At 66.4% G+C, this 26,931-nt stretch carries 27 protein-coding genes; 3 read left to right on the forward strand and 24 right to left on the reverse strand.

The window, feature by feature from the left end; genetic code table 11:
- Positions 1–569: 569 nt before the first annotated feature.
- The 7 genes from rpsN to QNO10_RS12655 form a co-directional block, all read right to left on the reverse strand.
- Positions 570–875 (reverse strand): 30S ribosomal protein S14, encoded by a 306-nt coding sequence (gene rpsN / locus QNO10_RS12625; protein ID WP_227919276.1) that lies wholly within the window; start codon positions 873–875, stop codon positions 570–572.
- Between the two features lie 2 nt (positions 876–877).
- On the reverse strand, positions 878–1,045 hold the full coding sequence (rpmG, locus tag QNO10_RS12630; RefSeq protein WP_227919278.1) for a 50S ribosomal protein L33: 168 nt from the start codon (positions 1,043–1,045) through the stop codon (positions 878–880).
- The gene (gene rpmB, locus QNO10_RS12635) at positions 1,045–1,281 is read right to left on the reverse strand and encodes a 50S ribosomal protein L28 (RefSeq protein WP_229946774.1); all 237 of its coding nucleotides are present in this window, start codon (positions 1,279–1,281) and stop codon (positions 1,045–1,047) included. Before rpmB ends, rpmG begins: the two co-directional genes overlap by 1 nt.
- 373 nt (positions 1,282–1,654) lie before the next feature.
- Complete coding sequence (locus tag QNO10_RS12640; protein ID WP_229946770.1) at positions 1,655–2,797, reverse strand: glucose-1-phosphate adenylyltransferase family protein; 1,143 nt, start codon at positions 2,795–2,797, stop codon at positions 1,655–1,657.
- A gap of 99 nt (positions 2,798–2,896) precedes the next feature.
- On the reverse strand, positions 2,897–3,391 hold the full coding sequence (locus QNO10_RS12645) for a MarR family winged helix-turn-helix transcriptional regulator (protein WP_229946767.1): 495 nt from the start codon (positions 3,389–3,391) through the stop codon (positions 2,897–2,899).
- Positions 3,392–3,566: 175 nt separating this feature from the next.
- Entirely contained in the window at positions 3,567–5,144 is a 1,578-nt protein-coding gene (locus tag QNO10_RS12650; protein WP_229946765.1) for an MFS transporter, read from the reverse strand.
- A gap of 205 nt (positions 5,145–5,349) precedes the next feature.
- The gene (locus tag QNO10_RS12655) at positions 5,350–6,129 is read right to left on the reverse strand and encodes an SGNH/GDSL hydrolase family protein (protein ID WP_229946761.1); all 780 of its coding nucleotides are present in this window, start codon (positions 6,127–6,129) and stop codon (positions 5,350–5,352) included.
- Between the two features lie 127 nt (positions 6,130–6,256).
- Here QNO10_RS12655 and QNO10_RS12660 point away from each other — a divergent pair, with 127 nt between their 5' ends.
- Positions 6,257–7,219: a diacylglycerol/lipid kinase family protein gene (locus tag QNO10_RS12660; protein WP_229946759.1), complete on the forward strand. Its 963-nt coding sequence runs from the start codon at positions 6,257–6,259 to the stop codon at positions 7,217–7,219.
- 42 nt (positions 7,220–7,261) lie between these two features.
- Here QNO10_RS12660 and QNO10_RS12665 read toward each other — a convergent pair whose 3' ends face one another.
- From QNO10_RS12665 to QNO10_RS12705, 9 genes are all read right to left on the reverse strand, one after another.
- Positions 7,262–8,134 carry a M23 family metallopeptidase gene (locus tag QNO10_RS12665; protein WP_229946756.1) on the reverse strand — a complete coding sequence of 291 codons (873 nt, stop codon included), beginning with the start codon at positions 8,132–8,134 and terminating at the stop codon, positions 7,262–7,264.
- Positions 8,135–8,426: 292 nt separating this feature from the next.
- Complete coding sequence (locus tag QNO10_RS12670; protein WP_229946754.1) at positions 8,427–9,470, reverse strand: FecCD family ABC transporter permease; 1,044 nt, start codon at positions 9,468–9,470, stop codon at positions 8,427–8,429.
- Entirely contained in the window at positions 9,467–10,570 is a 1,104-nt protein-coding gene (locus tag QNO10_RS12675) for a FecCD family ABC transporter permease (protein WP_229946751.1), read from the reverse strand. The genes QNO10_RS12670 and QNO10_RS12675 overlap by 4 nt, the downstream gene beginning before the upstream one ends.
- Entirely contained in the window at positions 10,554–11,582 is a 1,029-nt protein-coding gene (locus QNO10_RS12680) for an iron-siderophore ABC transporter substrate-binding protein (RefSeq protein ID WP_229946749.1), read from the reverse strand. Before QNO10_RS12680 ends, QNO10_RS12675 begins: the two co-directional genes overlap by 17 nt.
- A 67-nt stretch (positions 11,583–11,649) precedes the next feature.
- Complete coding sequence (locus QNO10_RS12685) at positions 11,650–12,651, reverse strand: siderophore-interacting protein (RefSeq protein ID WP_229946886.1); 1,002 nt, start codon at positions 12,649–12,651, stop codon at positions 11,650–11,652.
- A gap of 107 nt (positions 12,652–12,758) precedes the next feature.
- Positions 12,759–13,673 carry an ABC transporter ATP-binding protein gene (locus tag QNO10_RS12690; protein WP_229946747.1) on the reverse strand — a complete coding sequence of 305 codons (915 nt, stop codon included), beginning with the start codon at positions 13,671–13,673 and terminating at the stop codon, positions 12,759–12,761.
- A gap of 1 nt (position 13,674) precedes the next feature.
- Positions 13,675–14,748 (reverse strand): FecCD family ABC transporter permease, encoded by a 1,074-nt coding sequence (locus tag QNO10_RS12695; protein WP_442860222.1) that lies wholly within the window; start codon positions 14,746–14,748, stop codon positions 13,675–13,677.
- Complete coding sequence (locus tag QNO10_RS12700; RefSeq protein WP_442860221.1) at positions 14,745–15,785, reverse strand: FecCD family ABC transporter permease; 1,041 nt, start codon at positions 15,783–15,785, stop codon at positions 14,745–14,747. The genes QNO10_RS12695 and QNO10_RS12700 overlap by 4 nt, the downstream gene beginning before the upstream one ends.
- 104 nt (positions 15,786–15,889) lie before the next feature.
- Entirely contained in the window at positions 15,890–16,948 is a 1,059-nt protein-coding gene (locus QNO10_RS12705) for a glutathione S-transferase family protein (RefSeq protein ID WP_229946745.1), read from the reverse strand.
- A gap of 129 nt (positions 16,949–17,077) precedes the next feature.
- Here QNO10_RS12705 and QNO10_RS12710 point away from each other — a divergent pair, with 129 nt between their 5' ends.
- Positions 17,078–18,124 carry an NAD-dependent epimerase/dehydratase family protein gene (locus QNO10_RS12710; RefSeq protein ID WP_229946742.1) on the forward strand — a complete coding sequence of 349 codons (1,047 nt, stop codon included), beginning with the start codon at positions 17,078–17,080 and terminating at the stop codon, positions 18,122–18,124.
- 22 nt (positions 18,125–18,146) lie between these two features.
- On the opposite strand, the gene QNO10_RS12715 is transcribed toward QNO10_RS12710, so the two are convergent.
- Positions 18,147–19,130, reverse strand: a complete 984-nt coding sequence (locus QNO10_RS12715; RefSeq protein WP_229946738.1) for an NAD(P)/FAD-dependent oxidoreductase — start codon at positions 19,128–19,130, stop codon at positions 18,147–18,149.
- A gap of 66 nt (positions 19,131–19,196) precedes the next feature.
- On the opposite strand from QNO10_RS12715, the gene QNO10_RS12720 reads away from it, so the two are divergent.
- Positions 19,197–20,564: an APC family permease gene (locus QNO10_RS12720; protein WP_229946735.1), complete on the forward strand. Its 1,368-nt coding sequence runs from the start codon at positions 19,197–19,199 to the stop codon at positions 20,562–20,564.
- Between the two features lie 20 nt (positions 20,565–20,584).
- Here the strand turns inward: QNO10_RS12720 and QNO10_RS12725 are convergent, their stop codons facing one another.
- The 7 genes from QNO10_RS12725 to QNO10_RS12755 all read right to left on the reverse strand — a co-directional run bounded on the left by QNO10_RS12725 (position 20,585) and on the right by QNO10_RS12755 (position 26,865).
- Complete coding sequence (locus tag QNO10_RS12725) at positions 20,585–21,280, reverse strand: TetR/AcrR family transcriptional regulator (protein ID WP_229946730.1); 696 nt, start codon at positions 21,278–21,280, stop codon at positions 20,585–20,587.
- Positions 21,277–22,272 carry a phosphotriesterase family protein gene (locus tag QNO10_RS12730; protein ID WP_229946727.1) on the reverse strand — a complete coding sequence of 332 codons (996 nt, stop codon included), beginning with the start codon at positions 22,270–22,272 and terminating at the stop codon, positions 21,277–21,279. Before QNO10_RS12730 ends, QNO10_RS12725 begins: the two co-directional genes overlap by 4 nt.
- Before the next feature lie 5 nt (positions 22,273–22,277).
- Positions 22,278–23,303: a DctP family TRAP transporter solute-binding subunit gene (locus tag QNO10_RS12735; RefSeq protein WP_229946725.1), complete on the reverse strand. Its 1,026-nt coding sequence runs from the start codon at positions 23,301–23,303 to the stop codon at positions 22,278–22,280.
- A 52-nt stretch (positions 23,304–23,355) separates the two neighbouring features.
- A complete protein-coding gene (locus tag QNO10_RS12740; RefSeq protein WP_229946722.1) occupies positions 23,356–24,630 on the reverse strand; it encodes a TRAP transporter large permease in 1,275 nt (424 codons plus the stop codon).
- Positions 24,627–25,178, reverse strand: a complete 552-nt coding sequence (locus tag QNO10_RS12745; RefSeq protein ID WP_229946719.1) for a TRAP transporter small permease — start codon at positions 25,176–25,178, stop codon at positions 24,627–24,629. Before QNO10_RS12745 ends, QNO10_RS12740 begins: the two co-directional genes overlap by 4 nt.
- 207 nt (positions 25,179–25,385) lie before the next feature.
- Positions 25,386–26,459 carry a YhjD/YihY/BrkB family envelope integrity protein gene (locus tag QNO10_RS12750; protein WP_229946718.1) on the reverse strand — a complete coding sequence of 358 codons (1,074 nt, stop codon included), beginning with the start codon at positions 26,457–26,459 and terminating at the stop codon, positions 25,386–25,388.
- Between the two features lie 94 nt (positions 26,460–26,553).
- Positions 26,554–26,865: a PRC-barrel domain-containing protein gene (locus QNO10_RS12755; protein ID WP_229946716.1), complete on the reverse strand. Its 312-nt coding sequence runs from the start codon at positions 26,863–26,865 to the stop codon at positions 26,554–26,556.
- Positions 26,866–26,931 lie beyond the last annotated feature (66 nt).

Genomic DNA, 26,931 nt, shown 5'->3' on the forward strand with positions numbered 1-26,931 from the left:
CCGGCCATCCAATCGGATGGGACAGCAAAAATTTGGTTCCGAAATCCTGCGCGGTGGTACGGGGATGGTGAAAGTGACCACATCAGTAACAGCGGCATCCGCGGGTGGGAATCCCTGCCCGGTGCCCTCTGACGCGCAGGGCTTTCGGTGCCCTCGAATGGCCTGTGCCCGGGAGCATCCACTTCCGACGTGCGACGGCTCAAAACGACAGGGCCTAGGCCAGGCAGTGTGGGAGGGCAACGGCACCAGTGCCCGGACCGTGCGGTGCGGAAGGACGGCGCGACGGCCCGGTTGTGTACAGCAACTGCTGCCTGGCCGGCCTCCAGGGAGCATCAGCTGTACAGGAGCCGTCCCACAGGGAGCATCACATCACCTGCGCAGGAGGCCGCAGGGTGGGGCTTCCACGTCGACACGGCGGACCGGCAGGCAGACGGACCGGCGGGCAGGCAGGCGGGCACGGCAGACCGACGGGCAGGGCAGGGCAGGCCAGCCAGGCCGCAAATCGTGGTTAAAGCAAAAAAGGACGGCCCCTTTGGAGGGCCGTCCTTTTTTCAACCGGTAGGCAGTGCTTACCAGCTGGACTTCTTGATACCCGGCAGTTCGCCTGCGTGGGCCATGTTGCGGAAACGTACACGCGAGATACCGAACTTCTGGAGGGTACCGCGGGGGCGTCCGTCAATCTGGTCACGGTTGCGGAGACGGACCGGGGAAGCGTTGCGCGGGAGCTTCTGCAGGCCGAGGCGTGCAGCTTCGCGGGCTTCGTCGGTGGCGTTTGCGTCGACCAGGGTCTTCTTCAGTTCGAGGCGCTTGGCAGCGTAACGCTCAACAATCACCTTGCGCTGCTCGTTGCGGGCAATCTTGGACTTCTTTGCCATTCTTAGCGCTCCTCACGGAAATCGACGTGCTGGCGGATCTTGGGATCGTACTTCTTCAGAACCATACGATCCGGATCGTTACGACGGTTCTTGCGAGTTACGTAGGTGTAGCCGGTGCCCGCAGTGGACTTCAGCTTGATGATCGGACGTACGTCCTTATCCTTAGCCACTACAGCTTCACACCCTTCGCGATCAGATCAGTTACAACGGCGTCGATACCGCGCACGTCGATCGTCTTGATGCCACGTGCGGAAACCTGCAGCGTCACGTTGCGGCGCAGGGACGGAACCCAGTAGCGCTTCTTCTGAATATTCGGGTCGAACCGACGCTTGTTGCGGCGGTGCGAGTGCGAAATGCTGTGACCAAAGCCGGGGATGGCTCCGGTTACCTGGCAGTAAGCTGCCATGATCTCTCCTCCAGTTGTAGTAAATATGACGGTCCTCAAAAAACAGACACAAGGCTCAAGCGCCTAAGCACCTGCCATAAAGAGCGTCCCGCCACCAGTTTTGACACCGTTATTACTGCGACTTTCCGGAGGTTAACCTGGCGGGGTGAGATCCAGCCGAAGTGCCTCGCCGCGGGGAAGACGGTGAAGTTCAGGCAGCCGAACGGGGTAACCCGGCTCGACAGCCTTCAATTCTAGGTTTATACGGGTGGCCACGCAAATGCTCCCCTGTCCACGCGAAGCGGAGAGGTTAACACATACGCGACTTAACGCCTCTCTATCCTAGGGCCAATGGGCGTTTCGTTCAAACTCGTTGGCACCTGCGTGCCGGGTATCACGACGACGGCGCGTCCGCCTTGGAATCGCGTCCCACCACGGCCACGCCGTTTTCCGGATCCAGCTCGGCACCGTCCAGTTTCCGGTCTGCGCCGATCACCGTGGTGGAGTCGACGATCAGGTTGGCGATGCGGGCCCCGGACCGGACCACGACGCCGTCCAAAAGCACGCAGGAGTCGACTTCCGCTCCGGCCTCCACTACCGCCCCGGCGCTGAGGACGCTGCGCCGAACGGTGCCTTCAACCCGTGCACCGGGAGAAAGCAGGCTGTTGGCGGCGGTGCCGTGGGGACCAACGAAGGCGGGCAGCCGGCGTGGGCTGGCCGAGAGGATGGGCCACTGCGGGTCATCGAAGTCCAGGCCGCGGCCCTCGATCAGGTCCAGATGCCCCTGGTGGTAGCTGCGCGGGGTGCCCATGTCCCGCCAGTACCCCGGCAACCGGTACTCAGCCACCTTTTCCTGCTCCACCAGGTAGGGGATGAGCTGGTCGCCGTAGTCTTCGAGGCGCCCGTCCCGCTGGACAAGGGTTTCCAGTGCGGACAGGAGGACTTCAGTGTCATAGAGGAAGATTTCGGCGGCGACCAGATCGGTTTTCGGATGCTCCGGTTTGTACTCGAAGCCGGTCACCAGCCCATCGGATACTTCGACCACCCCGTGGTCGCCCGGGTTGTTGCGGATCTTCGTGGTGACAAGGGTCAGTGCTGCGCCGTTCTCCTGGTGGGCTTCAACGACGTCGCGGTAATCCAGGCGGTAGAGGTGGTCCGCACTCAGGACCAGAACGAGGTCCGGATTGAATTCCCGGATGTAATCCACCTGGCGGTACAGGGCATCGGCGTTGCCCTGCGCGAAGCCCTCGCCGGCGCCGCCCTGGAACGGTGGGAGCACCCGCAGCCCGCCGTTGGTCCGGTCCAGGTCCCAGGGCCGTCCGCTGACCAGCTGGTCGTTGAGGGACTGGGGCTTGTACTGCTCGACAACCCATACGTCGCCGAAGCCGCTGTTATGCAGGTTGGAGAGGGAAATATCGATGAGGTTGTAGGACCCCGCGACCGGGATGGCCGGTTTGGCCCGGTGGTCCGTCAGGCTGCCCAACCGACCGCCGGCACCGCCGGCGAGGATTACGGTCAGGATTCGGGGTACGCGCATGCTGTGGTGCCTCTCGTCGTGCCGTGGTTCTGTAAGTCCACGCTAACAAGCGGAGGCACCCGGGCGACAAGTTGACTTCCGGCTGCGGTTTGGCTCGGTTTACGGTGCCTCATTGGGACCGAGGATCCCGTTGCACGGGTCGAGGCGGGCAAGGACCTTCTTCCCCACCCGTTCCAGGTCCGCCACGTCCTTGTCCGAAAGGCAGTCGAAGACCACCTTCCGAACGGATTCCACGTGGTCGGGCGCCAAGCCTTCGAGCGCGGCCATGCCCTCCTCCGAGAGCGCCGCCGTCGTCACCCGGGCGTCGGCCGGCGAAGGGGTCCGGGACACCCAGCCGCGCTGCTCGAGTTTCTTGACCACGTGGGAGAGCCTGGACAACGAGGCATTGGTACGCGATGCGAGCTCGCTCATCGGCAGGGACCTGCCTTCCGCCTCGGAGAGCATGGCCAGCACGTGGTAGTCGAAGAGGGTGATCCGTGCGCGGCGGAACAGGTCCGCATCGAGGGCTGCGGGCAGGAGGCCGGATACCGCATACAGCGCAAGCCAGGCCTGCCGTTCCCGGTCCGTCAGCCAGCGTGGGGCGTCTTCAGTCATGCCGGCACTCCTCTCTTCAAAAGCTTTACTGTTCAATCATCGCAGGGTTGTCCAGCGGCTCCAAGCGTCTGCAGACGTCCGGCGCCGAAACTTCCAGGCGGGCGGGGAAAATAAGAGCCGGCCGGACGCAGTGCGTCCGGCCGGCTCCCGTGACTGCCGGTAGTGCGGTTATCGCCTAGCGGGCGATGCCGGGCTCCGCACGGTCGTCGCCGGAGGGGGCAGCCTGCTGGCTTCCCAGCGTGTCGAACGGCAGCGAGTCGACGTCGAGCAGCGGGTTTGCGTCCTGGCCGGCCACCAGTTCGTGTGCCTCGGCGTCGGTATCCACGCTCGGCATGGAACCGGGCATCGGCCGGTTGGCGGATTCCTTCATGAAGACGACGGCGATGGCACCGGCCACGGAGGTGAACATCAGCCAGTATGCCGGCGCCATGTCATTGTCCGTGAGGGTGATCAAGCCCTGCATGATCAGCGGAGCGGTACCGCCGAAGACGGCGGTGGCAATGTTGTAGGAGATGCCCATGGCGCCGTAGCGGCTGGAGGTCTGGAACAGGGAGGGCAGCGTGGCGGCCAGGTTACCCACATAGAAGGTCACCGGGATGGCGAGCAGCAGCAGGCCCAGCAGCGTTGTCACAACCGGTCCCTGGCCAATCAGGATGAAGGCAGGAACAGCCAGCACGATGGTGGATCCCGCACCGATCCACAGCACGGGGCGGCGGCCGATCCGGTCCGACAGTTTGCCGGCGAGCGGAATGCACAGGGCCATCAGCACCAGCACGGGGATGGTCAGCAGGGTGCCGTGTACCGGGTCATAGCCCTTGGAATCAGTCAGGTAGGACGGCATGTAGGACGTGAGTGCGTAGCCCACCGAGTTGACCGCGGCCACGAGGACCATGGCCAGCACGATCGGACGCCAGTAGGCACGGAAGATGCCCATGGTGCCGAGGGAAGCGGTTTCGTCACCGGCCTTGGCGCTGGCTTCCTGGGCGTCCATCGTGGCCTGGAAGGCCGGGGACTCCTCGATTTTCAGCCGGAAGTAGATGGCAATGATGCCCAGCGGCCCGGCGACGAGGAACGGGATCCGCCAGCCCCAGTCCAGCATGGTCTGCTCGGACAGTGTCAGCTGCATCACCGAGACGACGGCGGCACCCAGGGCAAAGCCCATGTAGCTGCCCAGGTCAAGGATGCTTGCCAGGAAACCGCGCCGCTTGTCAGAGGCGTATTCCGAGACGAAGGTGGTGGCGCCGGCGTACTCGCCGCCGGTGGAGAAGCCCTGCAGCAGCTTCATCAGGACCAACAGGATCGGAGCCCAGATGCCGATGGTGTTGTAGCTGGGCAGCAGGCCGATGGCGCACGTGGAAGCGGCCATCATGATCAGGGTAATGGCGAGGGTTTTCTGCCGGCCGATGCGGTCGCCGAGGCGGCCGAAGACGACGCCGCCCAGCGGGCGGGCAATAAAGGTGGCTGCGAAAACGCCCAGGCTGAAAAGCAGCTGCGCTTCCTTGTCTGCGTCGGACAGGAAGACGGCGCCCATGGTGACGGCGAGGTAGCCGTACACACCGACGTCGAACCATTCCATGGTGTTGCCGACGACGGTTCCGCCGACGGCCTTCTTCATCATGGACTTGTCGACGACGTTGACATCGTCCACCTCAAGGCGGCGGCGCCGCAGGTGGGGCCGGCGGATCTTACGGGCCGCCTGGGTGGCCGGTGACGCCGGGGTTCCGGAAGCGTGGGGCGGTGCATCTTTCGACATGTGGGCCTTCCCTAGATCGATGGGCTGCTGGAGACAAAAGCAACCGCCCGGGCACCACACGGTGCCGGACTGACATACAAGTTTAGGAAAATGCCGCGGATTGAACGAATCGGGGACCGGTTTCATTCCCACAAGGCCGGGGGTTTAGGCCGGTTCCGTCAAACAAACAGGGAATATGCCGACATGGATGTGATTTACCGCACCCCTAGCCCTGGGAGGGCAGGACGGGGTGTGTCAGCTCGGGATAACGGGGGCTGAGGTTATCTCCGGAGGAGACCCCGCGCAGCCGCCGGCTCACCCATGGTCCGAGGTATTCCCGGGCCCACTGGGCGTCCCTGCGGAGCTGCTCCACCCGGTTGCGGGCGGGCTGCTCCTCCAGTTCCGGAATGTCGATGGCATCCGTGCCGCGGAGCACTTCCAGCACCTTCTTTGCGGTGAGCATGTGCCCGGCCGGTGACATGTGCAGGCGGTCGACCGCCCAGTACCGCTCGTCCTGGAGGTTTTTCATCCGCCAGTAATCCACCAGCACGGCGTCGTTCTTCTCCACGGCTTCGCGCACCAGCTCGTTGTAGATGGCAGTGCGTCCGCGGGTCCGGCCGAAGACCGGGGAGTTGCCGGAGTCGAATCCCGTGAAGACCAGCACCGCAGCGCCGCTGGAGCAGAGTTTCGCAATTCCGGCATCGTAGGCAGCCACGATGGCGTCAATGTCCACCTTGGGGCGCAGGATGTCGTTGCCGCCGGCGTAGATGGTCACCAGAGTCGGCGACAGGGCGATGGCGGCATCCACCTGCTCGTTCAGGACCTGGTGCAGCTTCTTGCCGCGGATGGCGAGGTTCGCATACCCCCAGGAACTGTCGGCCAGCACCAGCTGCTCGGCCACCCGGTCCGCCCACCCGCGCACGCCGTTGGGACGGGACTCGTCCTCGTCACCTACGCCTTCGGTAAACGAATCTCCCAGGGCCACGTATCGCTGCTTAAAAGTCACCCCCACAGATTACAAGCTTCCGGATCACCTGCATTCCAAGCAGGCAGCCGGTACCGCCCCCGCCCGGCCGCATGCCGGGCTAGACTCAGAGCCGGATTAAAGTTCGCCTGCTTACGATAAGGACACCATGACCAGCCCAGAGACCCAGTCGCGTCCCCGCGCCGCCGTCATTGTGAACCCCATCAAGAAGACCGACTTTGACGTCCGGGTGCGGGTGGCCGAGATCTGCGCCGACGAAGGCTGGGACGAGCCGCTGTTCTTCGACACCGAGGAAGCGGACCCGGGACACTCCATGGCACGCAAGGCCATGGAGGCCGGCGTCGACCTGGTCATTGCCGCAGGCGGAGACGGCACCGTCCGCTGCGTTGCCGCGGAGCTGGCCGGCACCTCCTTCCCCATGGGACTGCTGCCGCTGGGCACCGGAAACCTGCTGGCACGGAACCTGGACATTGGCGTCGACGACCCGGAGCAGGCGGTCCGCGCCGCCCTGAACGGAACCGAGCGCCGCATCGACGTCGTCCACGTAACCGTTGACGAGGCCGTGGACAGCGACACGTTCCTGGTGATGGCCGGGCTGGGCTACGACGCCGGCATGATGGCGGACACCAAGGACGCACTCAAGGACAAGATTGGCTGGCTGGCGTACGTCGACGCCGGCATCCGCAACCTTCCGGGCAAGCCCGTGAAGACCACCATCTCGATCGACGGCGGGAAGCCGATCCACCGCCGCCTGCGCAGCGTGATGGGCGGCAACTGCGGCAAGATCACCGGCGGCCTGGAAATCTTCCCGGGGGCCCGTCTCGACGACGGCCTGCTGGACATCCTGACCCTGGCGCCGAAGGGCAAGCTCGGCTGGCTGGGCGTGGTGACAGGGCTGCTGCGCCGCGGCAAGGGCAGCAGCACCGCTGTGGAGTACTACCAGTGCAAGCGCGCCGAGGTGTGGGCCGATTCCCCGCTGGACTTTGAAATGGACGGCGACCACCTGGGCAACGCCACCCACATCCTGTTTGAGATGGATGCCAATGCCCTGCGCATCCGGATGCCGCACGGCAAGAAGGATCCGGCAGTTCTCACCAACCCGGTGCCGTAAGGCTTCCAGGTTGCTTGCGGGTTTACCTCCGGTGGGACGGCCTTACAGCCAGCCCATCGGGTCTTCGTAGTTCCCGTGCCGCAGCACCTCAAAGTGCAGGTGGGGCCCGGTGGAGTTGCCGGTGCTGCCGATTCCGCCGACCACCACGCCGGCGTCCACCGCCTGCCCCACACTCACATCAATGCTGTTGAGGTGGTTGTAGGTGGTCTGCAGGCCATCCCCGTGGTCAACCACCACGCGCAGCCCGCCGCCGCCGGTGGTATGCCAGCCGGCTTCGGTGACGGTTCCGCCAAGCATGGCCTTCACCGGGGTTCCCGTTCCGGCACCGAAGTCCGTTCCGGTGTGGAATTCCAGGGCTCCGGGCGCCATCGGGTTGTTGCGGTAGCCAAACGGGGATGTGACCGCCATGTCATCCACGGGCGGCACTGGTCCCTGGGGTTCGGCAGCCGGTTCAGGTGCCGGGTCCGGTGCGGGTTCGGCGGCCGGCACCGGTTCGGCTGCATCCGGATCCGGATCGCCGCCGCCTTCCCCACCCTGGACCGCAGCCAGCTCAGTCACCACGGATTGCCGTTCAAGCTCCAAGTCGGTTTCGACTGCATTGACTGCCCCGCCCACAAGTCCGCCGATGGCGACGGCGGCGGCGATGGACAGTGCACCTGTCCGACGGCTGGGGGTGTCGCGTGCCTCGATCCAGTCTTTGGCGGAGGACCCCAACCCGATGGCCCGGGCGCGGACCTCAGCGGCTTTCTGTCCGGCCTGCGCCCCGGACACGCGTAAATCGGACAGGTGCCAATCGGACGGACGCCAATCGGCCAGGCCGGCGACCCGGTCCCGGACCGTGGAGAGCGCGCGAAGCAGCTCCGGGACGGAGCCGGCGCATTTTGAACGTACGGAGTCGAAAAAGTTCTCGGTCAACAATCACCTCAATGTGCGTTGGTCACGAACTCTTTTAGTGGTTCCGGACGTCATCCGGAACGTTCCAGCCCGGGCAGCCTTCACCGGGCGCCTTATAAGGATGGTGCCGGAAGGGAACGCGCCGCCGGACCCGCACGGCCCGGCGCACCGTAATCCGGCACTCCTTCCATTTTAAGAACCGGCCCGCGCACCGTCCGCCTTTTGTGGCCAATCCCAACTCCCCCAGTGACCTGCGGAACGGGCACTGTTCGTACCGTCCCGCAGGTAACCGGCAGACACTTTTCAGCCCGCCCTAGAGCACACCCTTCCGGGCCTGGATAAACAACAGGTATCCCAGATAGAGACTGCCCAGGGCCGCAGTAAAGATTCCCACGGGCAGCGCCGCACCGAAGTCGATCTGCTGCACCGCGAAATCGGACAGGGTCAGCACCAGCGCCCCCACCAGCGCAGGGGCGACGACGCCGGGAGAAGACACCCCGAGCAGGCGCAGCGCAATCTGCGGGGCAACCAGGGCCACGAAGGCCACCGGGCCGCAGACGCTGACCGCCGAGGCGGCCAGCACCACCGCAAGGAGAACGGCAACCGTGCGGGTCCGGTCGACCCGGACACCCAGTGATTCAGCCACCTCATCACCCAGGGACACCAGGTTCAGGCGGCGCTGCAGCAGTGCCGCGGCGGGCAGTACCAGCACCAGCGCTGCGGTAATGGTCGCCACGTGGGACCAGGAACGTGAGGCCAGGGATCCGTTGAGGTAGAAGGCCAGGGTCTGCGCCTGGCGCTCCCCCACGGTGGTCATGGCGAGCGAGGTCAGGGCGGTGGCCACGGCCGAAATGCCGATGCCTGCCACGATCAGCTTCCCCGGACGCGAGAACCCGCGGCCGGTGCTGAGCCACACCAGCCCCACGGCAAGTCCTCCGCCGAGGATTGCCGCTGCCGGAACGGGCAGATAGCCCGGCCAGAGCGTGACCGCAGCAGCCCCGGCAGCCGCACCACTGGTTAGCCCAACAACCTCGGGGCTGCCCAGCGGGTTGCGGGTGACGGTTTGGAAAAGGGACCCGGCCACGCCCAAGGCCATCCCTGCTCCCACAGCCGTGAGGAACCGTGGACCGCGCAGCACGCCAAGGACAAAGGAGGCGCTTCCCTCCGGCTGTGACACGGCAAAAAGCTCACGCCAGGAAAGCCCCAGTTCCCCTGCAGTCAGCGTGAACGCCCCCACCAGGAGTACGCCCGCGGCGAGCAGTGCGGACACCAGGACGCTTCGCCGGCGGTACCGGAAGCTCAGGTTCCTGCCGATGCGGACGGTGCGGACACCGCGGACGGCGGTCAGGGCGCTCATGCCACGGCCCGCATCCGGCGGACGGCCAGGATCAGCAGTGGTGCGCCCAGCAGTGCGGTGACGACGCCGGTGAGCAGCTCGGCGGGCTGGGCCACGAGGCGCCCGGCGACGTCGGCCAACAGCAGCAGCGCAGGGCCAACCACGGCGCTGATCAGCAGCAGCCAGCGGTGGTCCGGACCCGTGAAGCTGCGGACGATATGCGGTACGGCGAGCCCAACGAAGCCAATGGGTCCGACGGCGGCAGTCGCCGAGGCGCAGAGCAGCGCGGCGGCCAGTGCGCCCATGATCTTCGCCGCCTGCGGGTGCAGGCCCAGCGACGCCGCGGCCTCTTCGCCCAGCGCCAGGGCATTCAGCGACCGGCCGGCGGCCAGGGCGGCAACCAGCCCGACCAGGAAGAACGGCAGGACCTCATACGCCTGCTCCATGGTCCTGCCGCTGAGTGATCCGACGGCCCAGAACCGGTACATGGTGAACACATCCGGCCGGGTCAGGGCGACGGCCTGGATATAGGACATCAGGACGGCGGAGATCACGGTGCCGGCCAGGACCAGCCGGACCGGTGTCGCACCGCGCCGGCCGGAGGCCAGGGCGTACACCACCAGCACGGTGAGCACGGCTCCCGGCAGGGCCACCCAGACATTGGCGCTGGTGGCTCCGAGACCGAAAAACGCCATTCCGGTGACCATGGCAGCGGCCGCACCGGCGTTCACGCCGAGGATGCCCGGATCGGCAAGCGGGTTCCGGGTCAGTCCCTGCATCATCACCCCGGCCACGGCCAGGGCGGCGCCGGCCACCAGACCCAGGACGGTGCGCGGCACCCGGCTCGCGACGACGTCGTCGGCATAGGTACTGCCGGTGCCGGTGATTTCCGTCCACAGCGAGGCCGCAACCTCCGCAGGGCTCAGCTGGTGGGCGCCGACAGCCAGGCTGGTGACGACGGCAAGGAGCAGCACGCCCACCCCCGCAGCGAGGAGCACCGTGCCGCGGCGGGCGCCCAGGAGCTGACGCCGGGGAGCGGCCGGTGCATCCGCACCGGCCGCTCCCGGGTTCCCGGCTTCCGCCAGGATCCGTTGGTTGATCGAACTAGTCGACCTTGGCAACTGCTTCTTCGATCATCGGCTCAAAGCGGTCCAGGACCCACGGGACACTCAGCGGGGTCAGGAAGCTGGAGGCCATGCCCACCTGGCGGTCCAGGCTGCGGACCACGGAGCCGCGCTCCACGGCGGGAATCTGCGCAAAGAGCCGCTGCTCTTCGGTACGCTGCTGCTCGGCTTCGTCGTTGTACCAGGTGAACAGGACGTCGACGTCGTTCAGCTTGCCGGCGCTCTCCAGTCCCAGGTCCGAGGTGAAGCTTCCCTCGCTCGAGGGGATGTCCTTCACCTCGGGGGCCACGGTCATGCCCAGTGCAGTGAGGATGTCCACCCGGGCATCGCCCTCGTTGTAGAGCACCAGGGAACCGGGGGCTCCTCCGCCCCAGACATAGGCGAAGGTCTTTCCGGCGAACTCCGGGTGCTCGGCGGCGCTGTCGGCCAGGGACTGTCCGATGCCGTCCACTGCGTCCTTTGCGGCGTCGGGCTCGCCCAGCGCCTTGCCGATGAGCGAGATCTGGTCATCCCACTTGATGTTCCACGCCTGCTCCGGGTACGCCACGGTGGGGGCGAGTTCGTTGAGGACATCGAAATCCTCCTGGGTGATGCCGGAGTTGGGGGCCAGGATCAGGTCCGGCTCCAGGGCGACAATGGCATCGATGTCGATGTCCTGCCCGCCGGTGAAGGTGGCCGGCAGCTCATCGCCGCGTTCTTCGATCGCTTCGGTCACCCAGGGGTAGTTCCCGTGCTCGTCATTACCCCAGGTAACCTCCTCGACGCCCACCGGGGTGGTGCCCAGGGCTACGGCGGTGTCAGCCGAACCCCAGCCGATGGTGACTACCCGTTCGGGCTTCTGCTCAATCACTGCCTCGCCCAGGGCGGACTCGATAGTGACCGGAAAGTTCTCCGATGCCGTCTCGCTCGAATCGGATGCCGGGCCTTCCCCAGCGTCCGCGCCGCAGCCGCTCAGGGCCAGCAGGACGGCGGGAACCGCCAGGAAGGCGGCGATCGGAGCTCTTTTCATTGTTTTTCCTCTCAGAAGAACCGGCCCGCCGAACGGCGGGCCGGGCACAGCAAAAAATCCGGGGAGCCTAGGTCAGCTCGGCACGGCCCTTGCGCCAGTAGCCCATGAAGGCCACCTGCTTGCGGTCTATCCCGACGTCGCGGACCAGGTAGCGGCGCAGGCCGCGGACCACTGCCGCTTCCCCGGCAATCCAGGCGTAGAAGGGAAGCGCGCCGGAGGGAGCGTGCGGGTTCCGGGAAGCTTCCACCACGGCCGGGTCCAGCCGCTGCGGGGTTTCCCACAGGATGGTTTCGTCCACGTTGACGTCTTCGGGTTCGGGCAGGGCCGGGCTGGGGCGGAACGGCTCGCCGTCGGCGGTGTCCACCGATGCCCAGCCGGGCAGCGCCACTGCCTGCCGCACGGCGGCGTCGAGCAGTTCGCCATGCGGCCGGGAGCCGCGTGCCAGCCAGATCATCTGGACACCGGACCGGGTGCGGACCTCCTGGCGGTCACCGCTGGAGGGGATTTCCATCAGGGCGTGGCCGGTGACGTCTTCGGGGAGGGCTTCCAGGATCGCGGTCATGGCCGGAACCGCCGTTTCATCACCTGCCAGCAGGACGTGCCGGGCCATGCCCGGACGCCATTCGATGCCGCCGTAGGACTCGGCAGTGACGCACTGGGCGGCGTTGGGTCCGATGATGCAGACCCGGTCCCCCGGCTCCGCGGACGCGGCCCAGCTGGACGCCGGGCCGCCCTTGCCGTCTTCATCGAAGTGCAGCACGAAGTCAACGTCGATTTCCGGCTCCGGGCCGGAGCAGCGTGCGCCGCGCACGGTGTAGGTGCGCATGCAGCCGCGGGTGGCCGGATCCAGTTTCAACCAGTCCTGGTACCAGCCGGCGTCGAGGGTGGAGAGGTCCGGCAGCGGCAGTGAGGTTCCCTCGGCGTCGACGCAGGGCACAATGACCTTGATCCGCAGGTCATGGGTCTGTCCCTGCACCCCGAAGTCCGCCAGGCAGGGGCCGGCGAAGGTGATGCGCTGGAAGTTCGAGCCCAGCCGGACAATCCGCTTGACCTCGACGTCGAAGGACATGACTGCCCCTGCGGTGCGGGCCCGGCGTCCGGTGCGGGCCGGGCGGGCGGGCCCGGTTTCCTGCGCCTCGGACGCGGCGGCTGCCCCGGATGTGGAGCGGACGTGCGTCATGATGCTGCCTCCATGGGCTCATTGATGCCGGAGCGGCGCTGGCCGTCACCCGGGTTGGGCAGGTACCCCTGCGTCTGTTCCGCTTCCGGTTCCGGTTCTTCCTTGTCCGTCTCCGGAGCGGCGCTGTGGTGGCGTCCAAGCGGGACCACCATGGGTGTTCCCGAGACGGGGTCCGCAATGACGCGGGACGCCAGCCCGAAGACGGTGCCCACCAGTTCCTCGGTCACGACGTCGGACGGGGCGCCTTCCGCGGCAATCCGGCCGTCCTTCATGGCGATCAGGTGGTCCGCGTAGCGGGCCGCCAGGTTCAGGTCATGCAGCACGATCGCGACGGTGGTGCCCGAGCGCCGGTTCAGGTCGGTGATCAGGTCCAGGACCTCGATCTGGTGGGTGACATCAAGGAAGGTGGTGGGTTCGTCCAGCAGCAGGATGTCCGTCTCCTGGGCCAGGGCCATGGCAATCCAGACCCGCTGGCGCTGGCCGCCGGAAAGCTCGTCCACGTTCCGGCCGGCAAGGTCCACGGTGTCCGTGGCGGCCAGGGCGGCGGCGACGGCTTCGTCGTCGGCGGGGGTCCATTGCCGGAACCAGCCCTGGTGCGGGTAGCGGCCGCGTCCCACCAGATCCGCCACGGTGATTCCCTCGGGTGCCGTGGGGGTCTGCGGCAGCAGGCCCAGAGTGCGGGCCACCTGCCGGCTGGGCACGGAGGAAATGTCCTTGCCGTTCAGGTAGACGGTGCCGCCGGTGGGCTTCAGCAGCCGGGCCAGGCCGCGCAGCAGTGTGGACTTTCCGCAGGCGTTTGCGCCGACAATGATCGTGATCCTGCCGGCGGGCAGGGTAAGCGAGAGTGAGTCCACCACTTTGCGCTCGTCGTATCCGAGCTCCAGCTTCTCAGCGGAAAGCAGGTTCTCCATGTCAGCCTCCTTGGCCTACGCGGTTTGACGTGACCAGCAGCCACAGAAGAAAAGGGGCCCCGAGCGCACCGGTGACGACGCCCACGGGCAGGGTGACTCCGGGAATCAGGTTGGCGCCGACGAAGTCCGCAGCCAGGACGATGCACGCGCCCACCAGCCCGGCCGAAAGCAGGGTGGATTCCCCACCCATCAGCCGGCGGGCGATGGGCCCGGACAGGAACGCGATGAAGGCCACCGGTCCGGCGGCCGCGGTGGCAACGGCGGCCAGTCCGACGCCGGTGATGATCAGGGCCAGCCGTGCCGTTTCGACCCGGATGCCGAGCCCGGCAGCGGCGTCGTCGCCCAGCTCCAGTCCGCGCAGGCTGCGGGCGAGTACGGCCGCGGCGGGCAGCAGCACCACCAGGAACACGGCCAGGACCGCGGCACGGTCCCAGCTGCTGTTGTTCAGTGAGCCGGTGAGCCACACCAGGGCTTCGGAAGCGGTGCGGATATCGGTCCGGGTGAGCAGGAAATTCACCAGTGCCTGCATCACGGCGGCAAAGCCGATCCCCACCAGGACCAGCCGGTACCCGGCCGCCGACCCGCGGCGGGCAAGCAGGTAAATGGCCAGGGCCACGGCCAGCGCTCCGAGCAGGGCGGTCACGGAGACCGTGGTGCCGGCGGCGCCGAAGACCACGATGGCGCACACCGCGCTGGCGCTGGCCCCGTAACTGATGCCGATGATGTCCGGGCTGGCCAGCGGGTTGCGCAGCAGCGTCTGGAACACGGTGCCGGCTATTCCGAAGGCCACCCCGATCAGGGTGCCGATGACGGCCCGGGGAAGCTTGCTCTCCATCAGGATGTAGCTGGCCCCGGGGATCTGCTCACCGAACAGGATCCGGAAGAAATCGGGGATGGTGAAGGTGTAGGTGCCCAGCAGGACGTAGACGGCGAAGAGCACCAGCACGGCGGCGGCCAGCAGCGCCGGCACCAGCACCCGGCGTCGCCGTCCTTGTTTCCGGGCGGCGCGGACGGCCTGTGCGGTACCGGCGGGGGCGGTGCGCGGACTGCGGGACGTCTCCACGGCGGCGCTCACAGTTCGGCCAGCTTCCGGCGGCGCACGAGCCAGATGAAGACGGGCGCGCCGATCACGGCGGTGGTGACGCCCACGGGAATCTCCCCCGGCGGCAGCAGGACCCGGCCGATGACGTCGGCGGTCACCAGGAGGGCCGGGGCGAGCAGCATGGAGAAGGGCAGGATCAACCGGTAGTCGGGGCCGGTGAAGCTGCGCACCACGTGCGGAATGACCAGGCCGATGAACGCGATGGGACCGGCGGCGGCGGTGGCTCCACCGCACAGCAGCACCACGCCCAGCGCGGTGATTCCCCGGCTGAGGCCCACGCGCTGGCCCAGTCCGCGGGCGACGTCGTCGCCCAGGCCCAGGCCGTTCAGGGCGCGGCCGGCGAAGACGGTGATCAGGGCCCCGGCGGCGAGGAACGGCAGCACCGCGGCGATGGTGTTCCAGTCACGGCCGGACACGCTGCCCACCTGCCAGAACCGGAAGGTGTCGAGGGTCTGCTGGCTGGAGACCAGCACGGCGGTGAGCAGGGACATCAATCCGGCGCTCAGCGCGGCGCCGGCCAGCGCCAGCTTGACCGGAGTGGCACCTTCGCGGCCGGCGCCTGCCACCAGATAGACGATGGCGGCGGCTCCGGCTGCGCCGGCCAGCGCGAACCAGACGTAGCCGCTGAGGCTGGTAATGCCGAAAACGTAGATGCCCAGCACGACGGCGAAAGCCGCTCCGGCGTTGACGCCGAGGATGCCGGGGTCGGCCAGCGGGTTGCGGGCCACGCCCTGCATCGCCGCGCCGGCCAGGCCCAGGGCGGCGCCGGTAACCAGCCCCAGGACCGTGCGGGGAACGCGGGAAAGGACCACTGCGTGGTCGCCGTTGGACGGGTCGAAGGCGGTCAGGGCGTCCCACACGGTGCCGGGGGCCACCGGCCGGGCGCCGACGGCGACGGACGCGGCGGATGCCACGGCAAGCACGGCGAGGGTCAGGATAAGGAGGGTCGCGGGTGCGGTCCGGGAGCCTTGCTGGCGGAGAACGCCGGCTGGGCGTGCAGCAACACTCACGTAGGCACCTCCCAAGGGCAACGGCGAATTTCTTAAGTAAGGCTAGCCTATGGTCGGGGCCTTTAAGAAACGTTTATGTTGCGTAATAGGAAGGACTGCCGCGCTTAGTTTCCGGCGCCGTGACCCGCGGCCACACGCTCTGCCTCCCGCACCGGTCCGGGGGCAGTCCCGTCGCCGAACGGACGGCCGCCCAGCTCCTCGCGGCCGTGCGCTGAGAGCCAGCCGGACAGCTCCGGCCCGCGGGGCACAATTCCGGTGGGATTGATGTCCTCATGCACCACGTAGTAGTGCGCCTTGATCTGCTCGAAGTCCACGGTGTCCCCGAAGCCGGGCGTCTGGAACAGGTCCCGGGCGTAACCCCAGAGTGCAGGCATTTCCGTGAGCTTGTTCCGGTTGCACTTGAAGTGCCCGTGGTAGACGGGATCAAAGCGCACCAGCGTGGTGAAGAGGCGGACGTCCGCCTCCGTGATGGTGTCGCCGATCAGGTAGCGCTGCCGGGAAAGCCGTTCTTCCAGCCAGTCCATGGCTGTCCACAGCCGGTCATAGGCGGCGTCGTAGGCCTCCTGGGATCCGGCGAAGCCGCACCGGTACACACCGTTGTTCACCTCGGTGAAGATCCGCTTGTTGACCTGTTCCATCTCCTCCATGTGCTCGGCCGGAAGCAGGTCCGGGGCACCCTCGCGGTGGAAGTCCTTCCACTCGGTGGAGAAGTCCAGGGTGATCTGGGGGAAGTTGTTGGTCACCACGGCGCCGGTGGGGACGTCGACGATGGCCGGGACCGTGATCCCGCGCTGATAGCCGGGGACCCGCTTAAAGAAGGCCTCCTGCAGACGTTCGATATCCAGGACCGGGTCCCGCCCGTCGGGGTCGAGGTCAAAGGTCCAGCTGCGGGCATCGTGGGTGGGTCCGGGCAGGCCCAGCGAAATGGCGTCCTCCAGGCCCAGCAGCCGCCGGACAATGATGGTCCGGTTGGCCCAGGGGCAGGCACGGGCGGCGACCAGCCGGTACCGGCCCGCCTCCACGGGGTAGCCGTCGCGGCCGTCACGGGTGATCCTGGTTTCTATGTAGTTCGTGTCCCGGGTGTACTCGGTGCCCCCGGTGACATAGGAGCCGATGGTGCTGTGCGCGGCGCTGTCCGCCGGGGCTGATCCCTGAGTGGTCATGCCCTCCAGACTAACGCGTTCGGCCCTCCCGCAGGCGGCCTGCAGAGGCCCCGAGGCTGCCGGAGATTAAGGCCGCGGCGGTAGAGTCGACTGCAACGCCGGCAGCAGTGCAACGGAAGGATCTGGGCCATGCGAGTAGCCGTTATCGGAGCAACCGGAAACGTGGGGACAGCCATTCTGCGGCGGCTTGCCGACGCCCGCATCGAGCGCGGCGACCTGGAGGTTGTAGGCATTGCCCGCCGGATTCCGGACACCTCGCTGCCTCCCTACACCGGCGTCGAGTGGCACTCCATCGATGTCGGCGACACCGGGAACGTGGAGGTGCTGGCCGATGCGCTCCGCGGCGCGGACGCGGTGATCCACCTCGCCTGGCTCATCCAGCCCAACCGCGACGAGGCGGAACTGCACCGGGTCAACGTCCAGGGCACGGAGAATGCCCTGGCCGCGGCAGCGGCCGCCGGGGTCCGCCAGTTTGTCTGTGCTTCCTCGGTGGGGGCGTACAGCCCGGCCCCCAAGGACCGCCTGACGGACGAGTCCTGGCCGGCGCGCGGCATCGCCAGTTCGCACTACAGCCGGCACAAGGGCGAGCAGGAAGCCCTGCTGGACCGGTTCCAGCTGGAGTACCCGGAGATTGCGGTGGCACGCCTGCGTCCGGGGCTGATTTTCTCTTCCGACGCCGGAAGCGAGATCGCCGGCTATTTCGTCGGCCGGGTGATCCCCAAGTTCGTCCTGAACAAGCTGCGCCTGCCGCTGATCCCGCTGCCCGCCGAGTTTGTCTTCCAGGCGGTCCACGCCGATGACATCGCGGACGCGTACTGGCGCGTGGTGGCCCAGCGGGCCGAAGGCGCGTTCAACATCGCCGCCGATCCGGTCATCACCCCCGAGATTTTGGCCGGGGTGCTGGGTGCCAAGCGGATCCTGAACGTGCCGGTGAAACTGGTGCGCGCCGTCGTCGGCCTGACCTGGGCCGCGCATCTGCAGGCCACCGATCCCGGCTGGATCGACATGGCCGCCGGTGCACCGGTCATGGACACCACCCGGGCGAGGGAAGAGCTGGGCTGGCAGCCCCGCCGGACCTCGCTCGAATCGCTGCGGTATGTGCTGGACGGAATGAGCGCCGGCGACGGCGTGTCCGGCTCCCCGCTGCTGGCACCCCGCCGACGGGAACGGGCCTAGCTGTACTCAGACAGCACGTGGTCTACACGGCTTCCCGCAGGGATGCGGCTTCCACCAGTCCCGCAGCCGGGTCCTCCCCTGCGGAAGCCCTCGCCAGGCCAAGGTCCTCTTCGAGCAGCTTGGCGTTGACCACCACGGCCAGGCGGTACGCGTCGCCGGCTGCGGCCACCACCTGCGCCGAGGGGTCGGTGGCGTTGCCCACGGCCCAGATCCGGTCCTGGCTGGTGCGGCCCAGCTCGTTGGTGACGATGCAGCCGTCGTCGTCCACTTTCAGGTGTTCGGTGAGTCCCTTGTCCATTTCGGCCGCCGGCTCCAGGAACAGCGCCTCGCAGGGCACTGTCCGTCCGTCGGCCAGCACCAGGCCGGCCAGGGCATCGTTTTCAACCTGAACTTCCGCGACCTTGCCGTCCAGCACCTTGATCCCCAGGGAGGCCAGGCCGTGGGCATCCTCGTCGCTGAGCTTGATATCCGCGTGCAGCACCAGCACCACATCCGGGGAGAACGTGCGGACCAGCTGCGCCTGTTGGATGGACGTTTCCTCGGTGCCCAGCACGGCCAGGACCTTGTCTGCCGTTTCGTAGCCGTGGCAGTAGGGGCACTGCAGCACGTCGCGGCCCCAGCGGTCCCGCAGGCCCTCGATATCCGGCAGCACGTCCCGCAGTCCGGTGGCGAGGATCAGCTGCCGCCCGCGGAATTCCCGGCCGTCGCCGGTCCGGACGGTGCCGTCGGGTTCGACGGCGGCAACCGTGGCCTGGATTACTTCGACGCCGTAGCCGCGGACCTCGTCACGGGCAAGCTTCAGCAATTCGGCAGGGGACATGCCGTCACGGGTGGGGAAGCCGTGGACGTGGCCGGCGGGCGAGTTGCGCGGAGCTCCGGCGTCGAGCACCAGAACCCGGCGGCGGGCCCGGCCGAGTACGAGCGCGGCAGTGAGGCCGGCCATGCCGCCACCCACTATGACAACGTCGTATCCGGACACTGGTGATGAAGAGTTCGAACTGGTCATACGTAATTTTTACAGGACCGAACGGCGATCATCAGCATTCTTAGTATGTTGTCTAGACTTTTCCCCATGGAAGAAACCACGCAGGAAAAGCCTGCCTCCAAACTCAAGCAGGGCATCACCGGCCCCATGCTTTATTTGTTCATTTTGGGCGACGTCCTCGGCGCCGGTATTTACGCGCTGGTGGGCGAAGTGTCCGGTGAAGTCGGCGGGGCCATCTGGGTTCCGCTGCTGGTTGCCCTCGTCCTCGCACTGCTGACCGCGGCCTCGTACGCCGAATTGGTGACGAAGTATCCCAAGGCCGGCGGTGCGGCGGTGTTCGCCCAGCGTGCCTTCAAGGTCCCGGCCATTTCCTTCCTGGTCGGTTTCGCCATGCTGGCCGCCGGCGTGACCAGCGCCGCGGGCCTGGCATTGGCGTTCACCGGGGACTACCTCAGCCCGTTCCTGGATGTGCCGCCGGTCCCGGCTGCCATCGTGTTCCTGCTGCTGGTGGCGCTGCTGAACGCCCGCGGAATTTCCGAGTCGGTGCGCAGCAACGTGGTGATGACCGTGATTGAGCTTTCCGGCCTCGTGCTGGTGATTGTGCTGGTCGGCCTGATGCTGGGCCAGGACGAGGGTTACACCGAGCAGATCACCGAGTTCCCGGTAGGCGTGAATCCGGGCACCGCCGTCCTTGGCGCGTCCGTCATTGCCTACTACTCCTTCGTCGGCTTCGAGGTTTCGGCCAACGTTGCCGAAGAGGTCCGTGACGTCCGCCGGGTCTACCCGAAGGCGATTTTCGGCGCCATGCTCACCGCCGGCCTGGTCTACGTCCTGATCGGACTGGCCGCCTCGATTGCGCTGCCGACCGAGGACCTCACCGGCTCCTCAGGCCCGCTGCTCGACGTCGTCAGCGCCACCGGCTTCGGCGTCCCGGACTGGCTCTTCAGCCTGATCGCCCTGATCGCCGTGGCCAACGGCGCCCTGCTGACCATGATCATGTCCTCACGGCTGACCTTCGGCATGTCGGAGCAGGGCCTGCTTCCCGCCGTCTTCAGCCGGGTGCTGCCCAACCGCAGGACTCCGTGGGTGGCCATCATCGCCACCACCGCCATCGCCATGCTGCTGACCATGACCGGCGGGCTGGCCTCCCTGGCGGAGACCGTGGTCCTGCTGCTGCTCTTCGTCTTCCTGAGCACGAATGTGGCAGTCATTGTGCTGCGCAGGGACAAGGTAGCGGAAAAACACTTCCAGGCCCCCATTGTGGTGCCGTACCTGGCCATCGCGTCCTGCCTGCTGCTGCTGACCCAGCAGGACGGCACCGTGTGGCTGCGGGCCGGAGCGCTGATGGCCGTTGGCCTGCTGTTGTTCGGCGCGCGGTTCCTGGCCAAGGGGAAGAACCTCGGCGCCAAGCCACGGCGCGGCCGGAAATCCCAGGACGCGGGCAAGGAACAGTAAGCCGCGGGTCCCGGCCGGCGTCACAACGCCGGCCGGGGAGTTCCCTCCGGTGCCAGCAGCCACGCCGCCACGACGTCCCCGAGCATCGACCGCAGATGCCCGTTCAGCGGCGGGGCGTGCAGGTCCCGGCCAAAGAGATAGCCGAAGGTGTACTGGTTCGCCACCTGGAAGACGCAGTACGCGCTGATGAGCAGATGCACGTCAAAGGCATCCACGTCATGGCGGAAGACTCCCTCGGCCTGCCCACGCTCCAGGATCTCGTCGAGGATGCCGACAGCGGGTTCCGCCAGGTCGCGGATTGAGTCGATCTGCCGGATGAAGACACCCCGGTGGATGTTTTCGATCATGACCAGCCGGATGAAGTCGCTGTGGCGCACATGGTGGTCATAGGTGAGTTCGGCCAGTTGCCGGATGGCCTCGGTGGGTTTCAGGCTGTCCACCTGGATGGCCCGCTCCGCCTCGCGGATGCCGCTGTAGGCCTTCTTGAGCACCGCCAGGTAAAGCTGTTCCTTGCTGCCGAAGTAGTAATAGATCATCCGCTTGGTGGTGCGGGTCCGGTCCGCAATTTCGTCGACGCGCGCTCCGGAATAACCCTGTGCGGCGAAAACCTCGGTGGATACCGCCAAAATTTCGGCGCGGGTCCGTTCCGGGTCACGCTTCCGCAGTGTTCCGCCCTGCTGCACGGTATCGCTGGCGATAACTCCACCGTCTTTCATTTGTGGCCCGCATGCGCCAACAGGCGGCGGGGATTGTCAATCATCATTGCGTCCAGGACGCCGTCGTCCAGCCCCAGTTCGCGGAGGCGGGGCAGCACCCGGGTATGCACGTTTTCCATGTGCCAGTTCGGCACGGTCCGCTTGCGCCAGGACGGCGGGGTGATCCTGCTGAAGAAAGCCGCGTCATGCGAGAGCACTATTTGGTCAGCGTAGCCCCGGCTGATGAGTGCCCACAGCATGCGGAACCGCTGCGCGTCGGAGACCACATGCTCCATGCCGAACCGGTCGAAGCCCAGGAAGGATCCGGCGTCGGCGAGGGCCATTAGATAGTCAAGGTCGTCGGAGTCCCCCGCATGGCCGATCACTACGCGGTCCAGCGGCACCCCCAGCCGCGCCAGCAGCTGCTGCTGGCCGATCCCGCCGCGGGAGGGAGCGTGCGAGTGGGTGGTCACCGGTACCCCGGTTTCCAAATGGGCGTGCGCCGCAGCCGCGAACACGCGTTCGACGTCGGCAGTGATGCCGTCGGCATCGGAAAAGACCTTCAACATGCCCGCCCGGATATCCGTGCCGGCAATTCCTTCCCGGATATCCCGCAGGAACAGCTCCACCAACGGATCCTCCGAGTCCACCAGGCCGCCGGGGCCGTGGGTCCGGAAAAACTGTGGCAGCCCGTCAGCGGTGTAGTACCCCGTGGCCGCGACCAGCCGAACCGGGCTGCGCCGCGCCACGCGGAGCACCCGGGCAACATCGCGTCCCAGCCCAGGCACTGTGAGGTCGACGACGGTGCGCACCCCGAGCGCGTAGAGCCGCTCGAAACCGGCCACAGCCTTCTCGACCGCCTGCTCCTCATCCCATTCAGGATGGGGCAGATTGAGGTCAAGTTCCGGATGGCCCACGAAAACGTGCTCATGGATCAGGGTTGTCCCGAGCTCGTCCGCGGGCACGTCACCGGTAAAGGTTGGAACGGTGTGCGCCGCCGTCGTCGACCGCACGGCGGTTACTCTGCCGTGGCGCGGATGGCTTCGAATACTTCCAGTGAATCTCCGGTGTATTCGGACTCCAGGTACTCAAGGGACTGGCTGCGGAAGGCGTCCACGTCGACGTCCTCCACGATTTCCCAGGCGCCTTCAGCCTTCCACTCGGACAGCGTTTCCGCTTCGTCTTCCTCGACGCAGGATGTCACTTCAGTGACAGCCTTCTCGACGGCGGCGTTCACGGCGTCCTGCTGGTCGCCGGAGAGTTCGTTCCAGACCGGACCCGCAATGATGAGGTTGGTGTTCAGTTGGTGGCCCGTCAGGGACAGGTAGTCCTGCACCTCGGCGAGGTTCTGCGCCTTGATGTTGGTGACCGGGTTTTCCTGGCCGTCCACGGTGCCCTGCTGCAGGGCGAGATACAGCTCCTCATAGGCCACTTCGGTGGCGGAAGCACCAAGGGCTTCTGCGTTCATCAGGAACTGCGGTGAACCGGGGAAGCGGATCCGCAGACCCTCCAGGTCCTCAGGCTTGGTGATGGGCTTGCCGGCGGTGAAGTGCCGGGCCCCCGCAGACCAGGCGCCCAGGGTCTGGACACCGGCGGCTTCGGCGAAGCCGTCGACCACGGTCTTCGACTCGTCGCTGGCCATGAATGCGGCAAGGTGGTCCGAATCCTCGAAGACGTAGGCTGCGTCAAGCACGCTGATGGGCTCGTAGACCGAGCCCAGGGCCGATGCTCCCTGGATATCGATATCGATGTCGCCGGAGGCCACGGAGGCGACGCGGTCCGCGTCGCCGCCAAGCTGGCTGGACGGGAAGATCTCCACGGTCACCCCGACATCCGCTGCCGCAACCTCGTCGGCGATGACCTGGGCTCCACAGCGGTGCTGCGGCTGGTCTTCGTTGTAGCTGTGGGCCAGCGTGAGCTCTACTTCCTCTCCGCTTCCTCCTCCTTCAGCTCCGGAATCTCCGCCTGAGCAGCTGACCAGCATCATTGCCGGCAGCACTGCGAGGGTGGCCAGGGCCAGGTGCTTGCTTCGTTGTGCCTTCATGGTTGTCTCTCTTCTCGGTTTGGGATGGTTGTGCGTAGGGGGATTCAAGGGCCTAGAGCCCCAGCAGGCCGGGGAGCACCTGCAGCGCTTCAGGGAAGGCGATGATCAGGGCCAGGATGGCCAGGAACGGGATGATGAACGGCAGGCAGCCGCGGAAGACCTCGCCGATCCGGGTCCTGGACACCGCTGAGGTGACAAAGAGCACCGTGCCCACCGGAGGGGTCAGCAGGCCGATCATGAGCGAGATGATGAGCAGTACACCGAAGGAAATCGGGTTGACCCCGTACTGCACGGCAATCGGCATCAGGATCGGAACCACAAGCACCAGAATGGCCGTCGCATCGATGACGGTGCCCAGCAGCAGTGCGAGCAGGACCACCAGGATCAGGAAGACCGTGGGATTGTCGGTGAACCCGAACAGCGCCTCGGTGAGCATCTGCGGCAGCCGCTCCCGGGCGAGGATGTAGCCCAGCAGGGACGCACTGGCCACGATCAGCATGATGCCGGTTGTGGTGAGGACGGTTTCCTTGATGGCGGCCAGCAGCCCTGCCATGGAGAGGGTGCGCTGGCCAAGGCCGAGCAGCAGCATGTACATCACGCCGACGGCGGCGGCTTCGGTGGGGGTGAAGATGCCGGCCAGGATGCCGCCCAGAATGATGATCGGCGCCAGCAGCGGCAGGGCGACACCCTTGAGTGAGGCAACGAATTCGGCCTTGTCGAAGGTGCCCTTGACGATGTTGGGCTGCCGGCGGACCAGGATGTAGACCACGATGCAGAGCCCCAGGGTCATGGCTAGGGCAGGCAGGACGGAGGCTGCGAACAGCGCGCCGGTGGACACGGCGGCGAGGCCGGAGAAGATGACTGCCGGGATACTCGGCGGCATCACCGGCGCGATGAGGGATGAGGACGCGACGACGCCGGTGGCGAAGCGGCGGCTGTACCCGTTGCGGAGCATGGCGGGAATTTCCACCTTGCCCAGCGCTGCCGCATCCGCAACGGCGGATCCGCTCATCCAGGAGAAGCCCAGGCTGACGCCGACGCTCACGTAACCGAGGTTGCCGCGCACGGAGGCAAAGGCCGCCATGGCGAAGCGGAACAGCCGGTCCGCAATTCCAGCATGGTTGGCCAGCGCGCCGAGGAGGATAAAGAGCGGTACAGCCAGCAGCGGAAAGCTGTCGGCGGCGTTGGCCACTTCGCGCAGCGCGCTGCCGGGAGAGCGGCCGTTCACCAGCATGTAGACCAGCGACGGGCCGAGGAAGGCAATAGCCACCGGGACACGGATGACCAGGAGCACCGCAATGGCGATGCCGAGGAGGGCGAGCATCATACGACCACCGCCGGTGCTTCATCGCTGTCGTACTCGGTGAGCATCGGGCCGTTTTTCGCGACCAGGACCGCTGCAACCAGGGCCCGGACCGTCAGGCTGAGCACGCCCAGGAGCACGGGCAGGTAGACGAAGGACATGGGCACGCGAAGCACGGGTGACTTAATGATCTGCTGCGAGTCAATGAGCGCGAAGGCTTCGATGGTCAGACCGAATCCGGTGACTGCCACCACCACCAGCGCAATGACCTGGACCCAGCGGACCACCATCTGGTTGGGGATGGCGTCCACGATCTCCAAGGCGATATGTCCGTTGGTGCTCACCAGCACGCCGGCTGCGGCGAAGGTCAGCCAGATGAGTGCAAAGCGGGCAAGCTCACCGGTCCAGGCGTAGCCTCCTCCGGGCAGGTAGCGCTGCAGGGCCTGCATAAAGACCATTGCCAGGATGGTGATAAGCGCGACGGCGCCGATAAATATTTCAATGCGGGTGATAACCGCCGCGGTTTTCTGCCACCGCCCCTGTCCGGGTGATGGCTGCTGCTTGTCCGGCACTTGACTCCTTCGTCAACAACGTCGGCAGGCGCTGCCGATCGGTTGTAACTTACTAGTTAATACATTGTGAGACAACTCACAATTTGGTAACTCCCGCCCCACCCGGAACGCAGAACGCCCCCGGAACGCAGAGCCCCCAATACGCAGAACGCCCCGGACCGTTCGGTCCGGGGCGTTCTGTTTCTTTGAGAGCTTTGGCGCTAAGGGCTACTCGTGCAGGTGGTCGTCGTAGTCCTTGCCGGCGTGCTGCTGGCGCAGCTTCCGGCCTTCCTCGATGTCTTTCTCTTCCTGCTCCTGGCGCTTCTCCGTCTGGCGGGTGTCACGCGGGGGAAGCTGCACGGATTCCTCGGCCTGGATGCCTGCCTGCAGTTCGCGGCCGCGCTCCACCTCGGCGTCGAACTCCGCACCGAAGAGCAGGGACACATTGGCCAGCCAGATCCACAGCAGCAGGACGATGACGCCGCCGATGGCACCGTAGGTGGCGTTGTAGTTGCCGAAGTTTGCGACGTAGAAGCTGAAGCCAAGGGTCACGATCGCCAGGATCACGAGGGCAATCAGCGAGCCCATGCTCATCCAGCGGAATTTAGGCTGCTTGACGTTCGGGGTGGCGTAGTAAAGGACTGCGATGATCAGCACGGCGAAGATCAGCATGACCGGCCACTTGGCGATGTTCCAGACGGTTACCGCTTCACTGCCCAGGCCGATGACGTTGCCGATCGCTTCGGCGATCGGGCCGGAAATCACCAGCATCAGCATCAGTGCGGCCGCCATCAGGACCAGGATCAGGGTCACAAGCAGCTGCGTGGGAAGCAGTTTCCAGGCGGGCCGGCCTTCATCCACTTCGTAAATGCGGTTGAGGGAACGGCCGAACGCCTTCACGAAGCCGGAGGCGGACCAGAGGGCGCCCACGATACCGATGATCAACGTGATGCCGGCAGCGCTGGAGTTCGTCAGCTGCTCGATGGGTCCCTGAATGACCTTGGCGGCGTCTTCGGGCGCAAACTGCTTAACGAAGTCCAGCAGGGCATTCGTGGTGCTTTCGCCCTGTCCCACGACCCCCAGGATGGAGACCATGGCCAGCAGTGCCGGGAAGATCGCCAGGACGGTGTAGTACGTCAGCGCCGCGGCCAGGTCGGTGCACTGGTCCTTGGAAAACTCCCGGACGGTCTTCTTGAGGATGTATTTCCAGTTGGGTTTGGAAACCTCGGTGGGTTTATCGGGTTTGCGTGCGTCGTCCGGACTCGGTGCTGTCTCGGCTTTGCTGTTGCTGTCCTGCGCCACTTCGGCCTCCTGCGGGGATGGATGTCTGCCCCCATGCTATTAGTAAGCGTTCTTAGCAACAAAGAGGTTCCGCTGACGTGGGCACCCCGGCGGTTCAGCGCAGGCCGTAGTAATCCATCAAAACCGACTCTTCTCCGGGGCTGAGCGGATTTTCCGGATTCGCTCCCGGCGAGTGCGCCACCTGGTTCCTGCTGTAGTTCACGAAGATGTCCTGCCCGTCGCGCCGGGCACTGATCAACGGAACATAGTGCTCCTCGGTCGCGAACAGGCCCAGATCGACGGTGACCCAGACGGGTTCGCCCGTGACCCGGTCCAGGTGGACCTCCCCCACCAGCCCCAGCCGTTCGCCGTCGTTGGCCCAGACACTGGAGCCCTGGATTTCGTGGAGCACAAAAGCATCCGCCATCGTCCCGTCCCTTCGCCGGCCCGGCGGTGCTGCCGGGGTTCTTATTGCCGCCCGGCGTACGGCCTG

Origin of the sequence: Arthrobacter sp. zg-Y919 (assembly GCF_030142045.1) — a bacterium.
In the GTDB taxonomy this organism is placed as follows: Bacteria; Actinomycetota; Actinomycetes; order Actinomycetales; family Micrococcaceae; genus Arthrobacter_B.

Coding starts and splice junctions, on each gene's coding strand:
- QNO10_RS12735 (WP_229946725.1), bottom strand. CDS start 23,303: ATGAAGGCACAACGAAGCAAGCACCTGGCCCTGGCCACCCTCGCAGTG.
- rpmB (WP_229946774.1), bottom strand. CDS start 1,281: ATGGCAGCTTACTGCCAGGTAACCGGAGCCATCCCCGGCTTTGGTCAC.
- QNO10_RS12710 (WP_229946742.1), top strand. CDS start 17,078: ATGCGAGTAGCCGTTATCGGAGCAACCGGAAACGTGGGGACAGCCATT.
- rpsN (WP_227919276.1), bottom strand. CDS start 875: ATGGCAAAGAAGTCCAAGATTGCCCGCAACGAGCAGCGCAAGGTGATT.
- QNO10_RS12645 (WP_229946767.1), bottom strand. CDS start 3,391: ATGACTGAAGACGCCCCACGCTGGCTGACGGACCGGGAACGGCAGGCC.
- QNO10_RS12715 (WP_229946738.1), bottom strand. CDS start 19,130: ATGACCAGTTCGAACTCTTCATCACCAGTGTCCGGATACGACGTTGTC.
- QNO10_RS12640 (WP_229946770.1), bottom strand. CDS start 2,797: ATGCGCGTACCCCGAATCCTGACCGTAATCCTCGCCGGCGGTGCCGGC.
- QNO10_RS12740 (WP_229946722.1), bottom strand. CDS start 24,630: ATGATGCTCGCCCTCCTCGGCATCGCCATTGCGGTGCTCCTGGTCATC.
- QNO10_RS12660 (WP_229946759.1), top strand. CDS start 6,257: ATGACCAGCCCAGAGACCCAGTCGCGTCCCCGCGCCGCCGTCATTGTG.
- QNO10_RS12680 (WP_229946749.1), bottom strand. CDS start 11,582: ATGAAAAGAGCTCCGATCGCCGCCTTCCTGGCGGTTCCCGCCGTCCTG.
- QNO10_RS12650 (WP_229946765.1), bottom strand. CDS start 5,144: ATGTCGAAAGATGCACCGCCCCACGCTTCCGGAACCCCGGCGTCACCG.
- QNO10_RS12690 (WP_229946747.1), bottom strand. CDS start 13,673: ATGGAGAACCTGCTTTCCGCTGAGAAGCTGGAGCTCGGATACGACGAG.
- QNO10_RS12755 (WP_229946716.1), bottom strand. CDS start 26,865: ATGGCGGATGCTTTTGTGCTCCACGAAATCCAGGGCTCCAGTGTCTGG.
- QNO10_RS12720 (WP_229946735.1), top strand. CDS start 19,197: ATGGAAGAAACCACGCAGGAAAAGCCTGCCTCCAAACTCAAGCAGGGC.
- QNO10_RS12670 (WP_229946754.1), bottom strand. CDS start 9,470: ATGAGCGCCCTGACCGCCGTCCGCGGTGTCCGCACCGTCCGCATCGGC.
- QNO10_RS12725 (WP_229946730.1), bottom strand. CDS start 21,280: ATGAAAGACGGTGGAGTTATCGCCAGCGATACCGTGCAGCAGGGCGGA.
- QNO10_RS12705 (WP_229946745.1), bottom strand. CDS start 16,948: ATGACCACTCAGGGATCAGCCCCGGCGGACAGCGCCGCGCACAGCACC.
- QNO10_RS12685 (WP_229946886.1), bottom strand. CDS start 12,651: ATGTCCTTCGACGTCGAGGTCAAGCGGATTGTCCGGCTGGGCTCGAAC.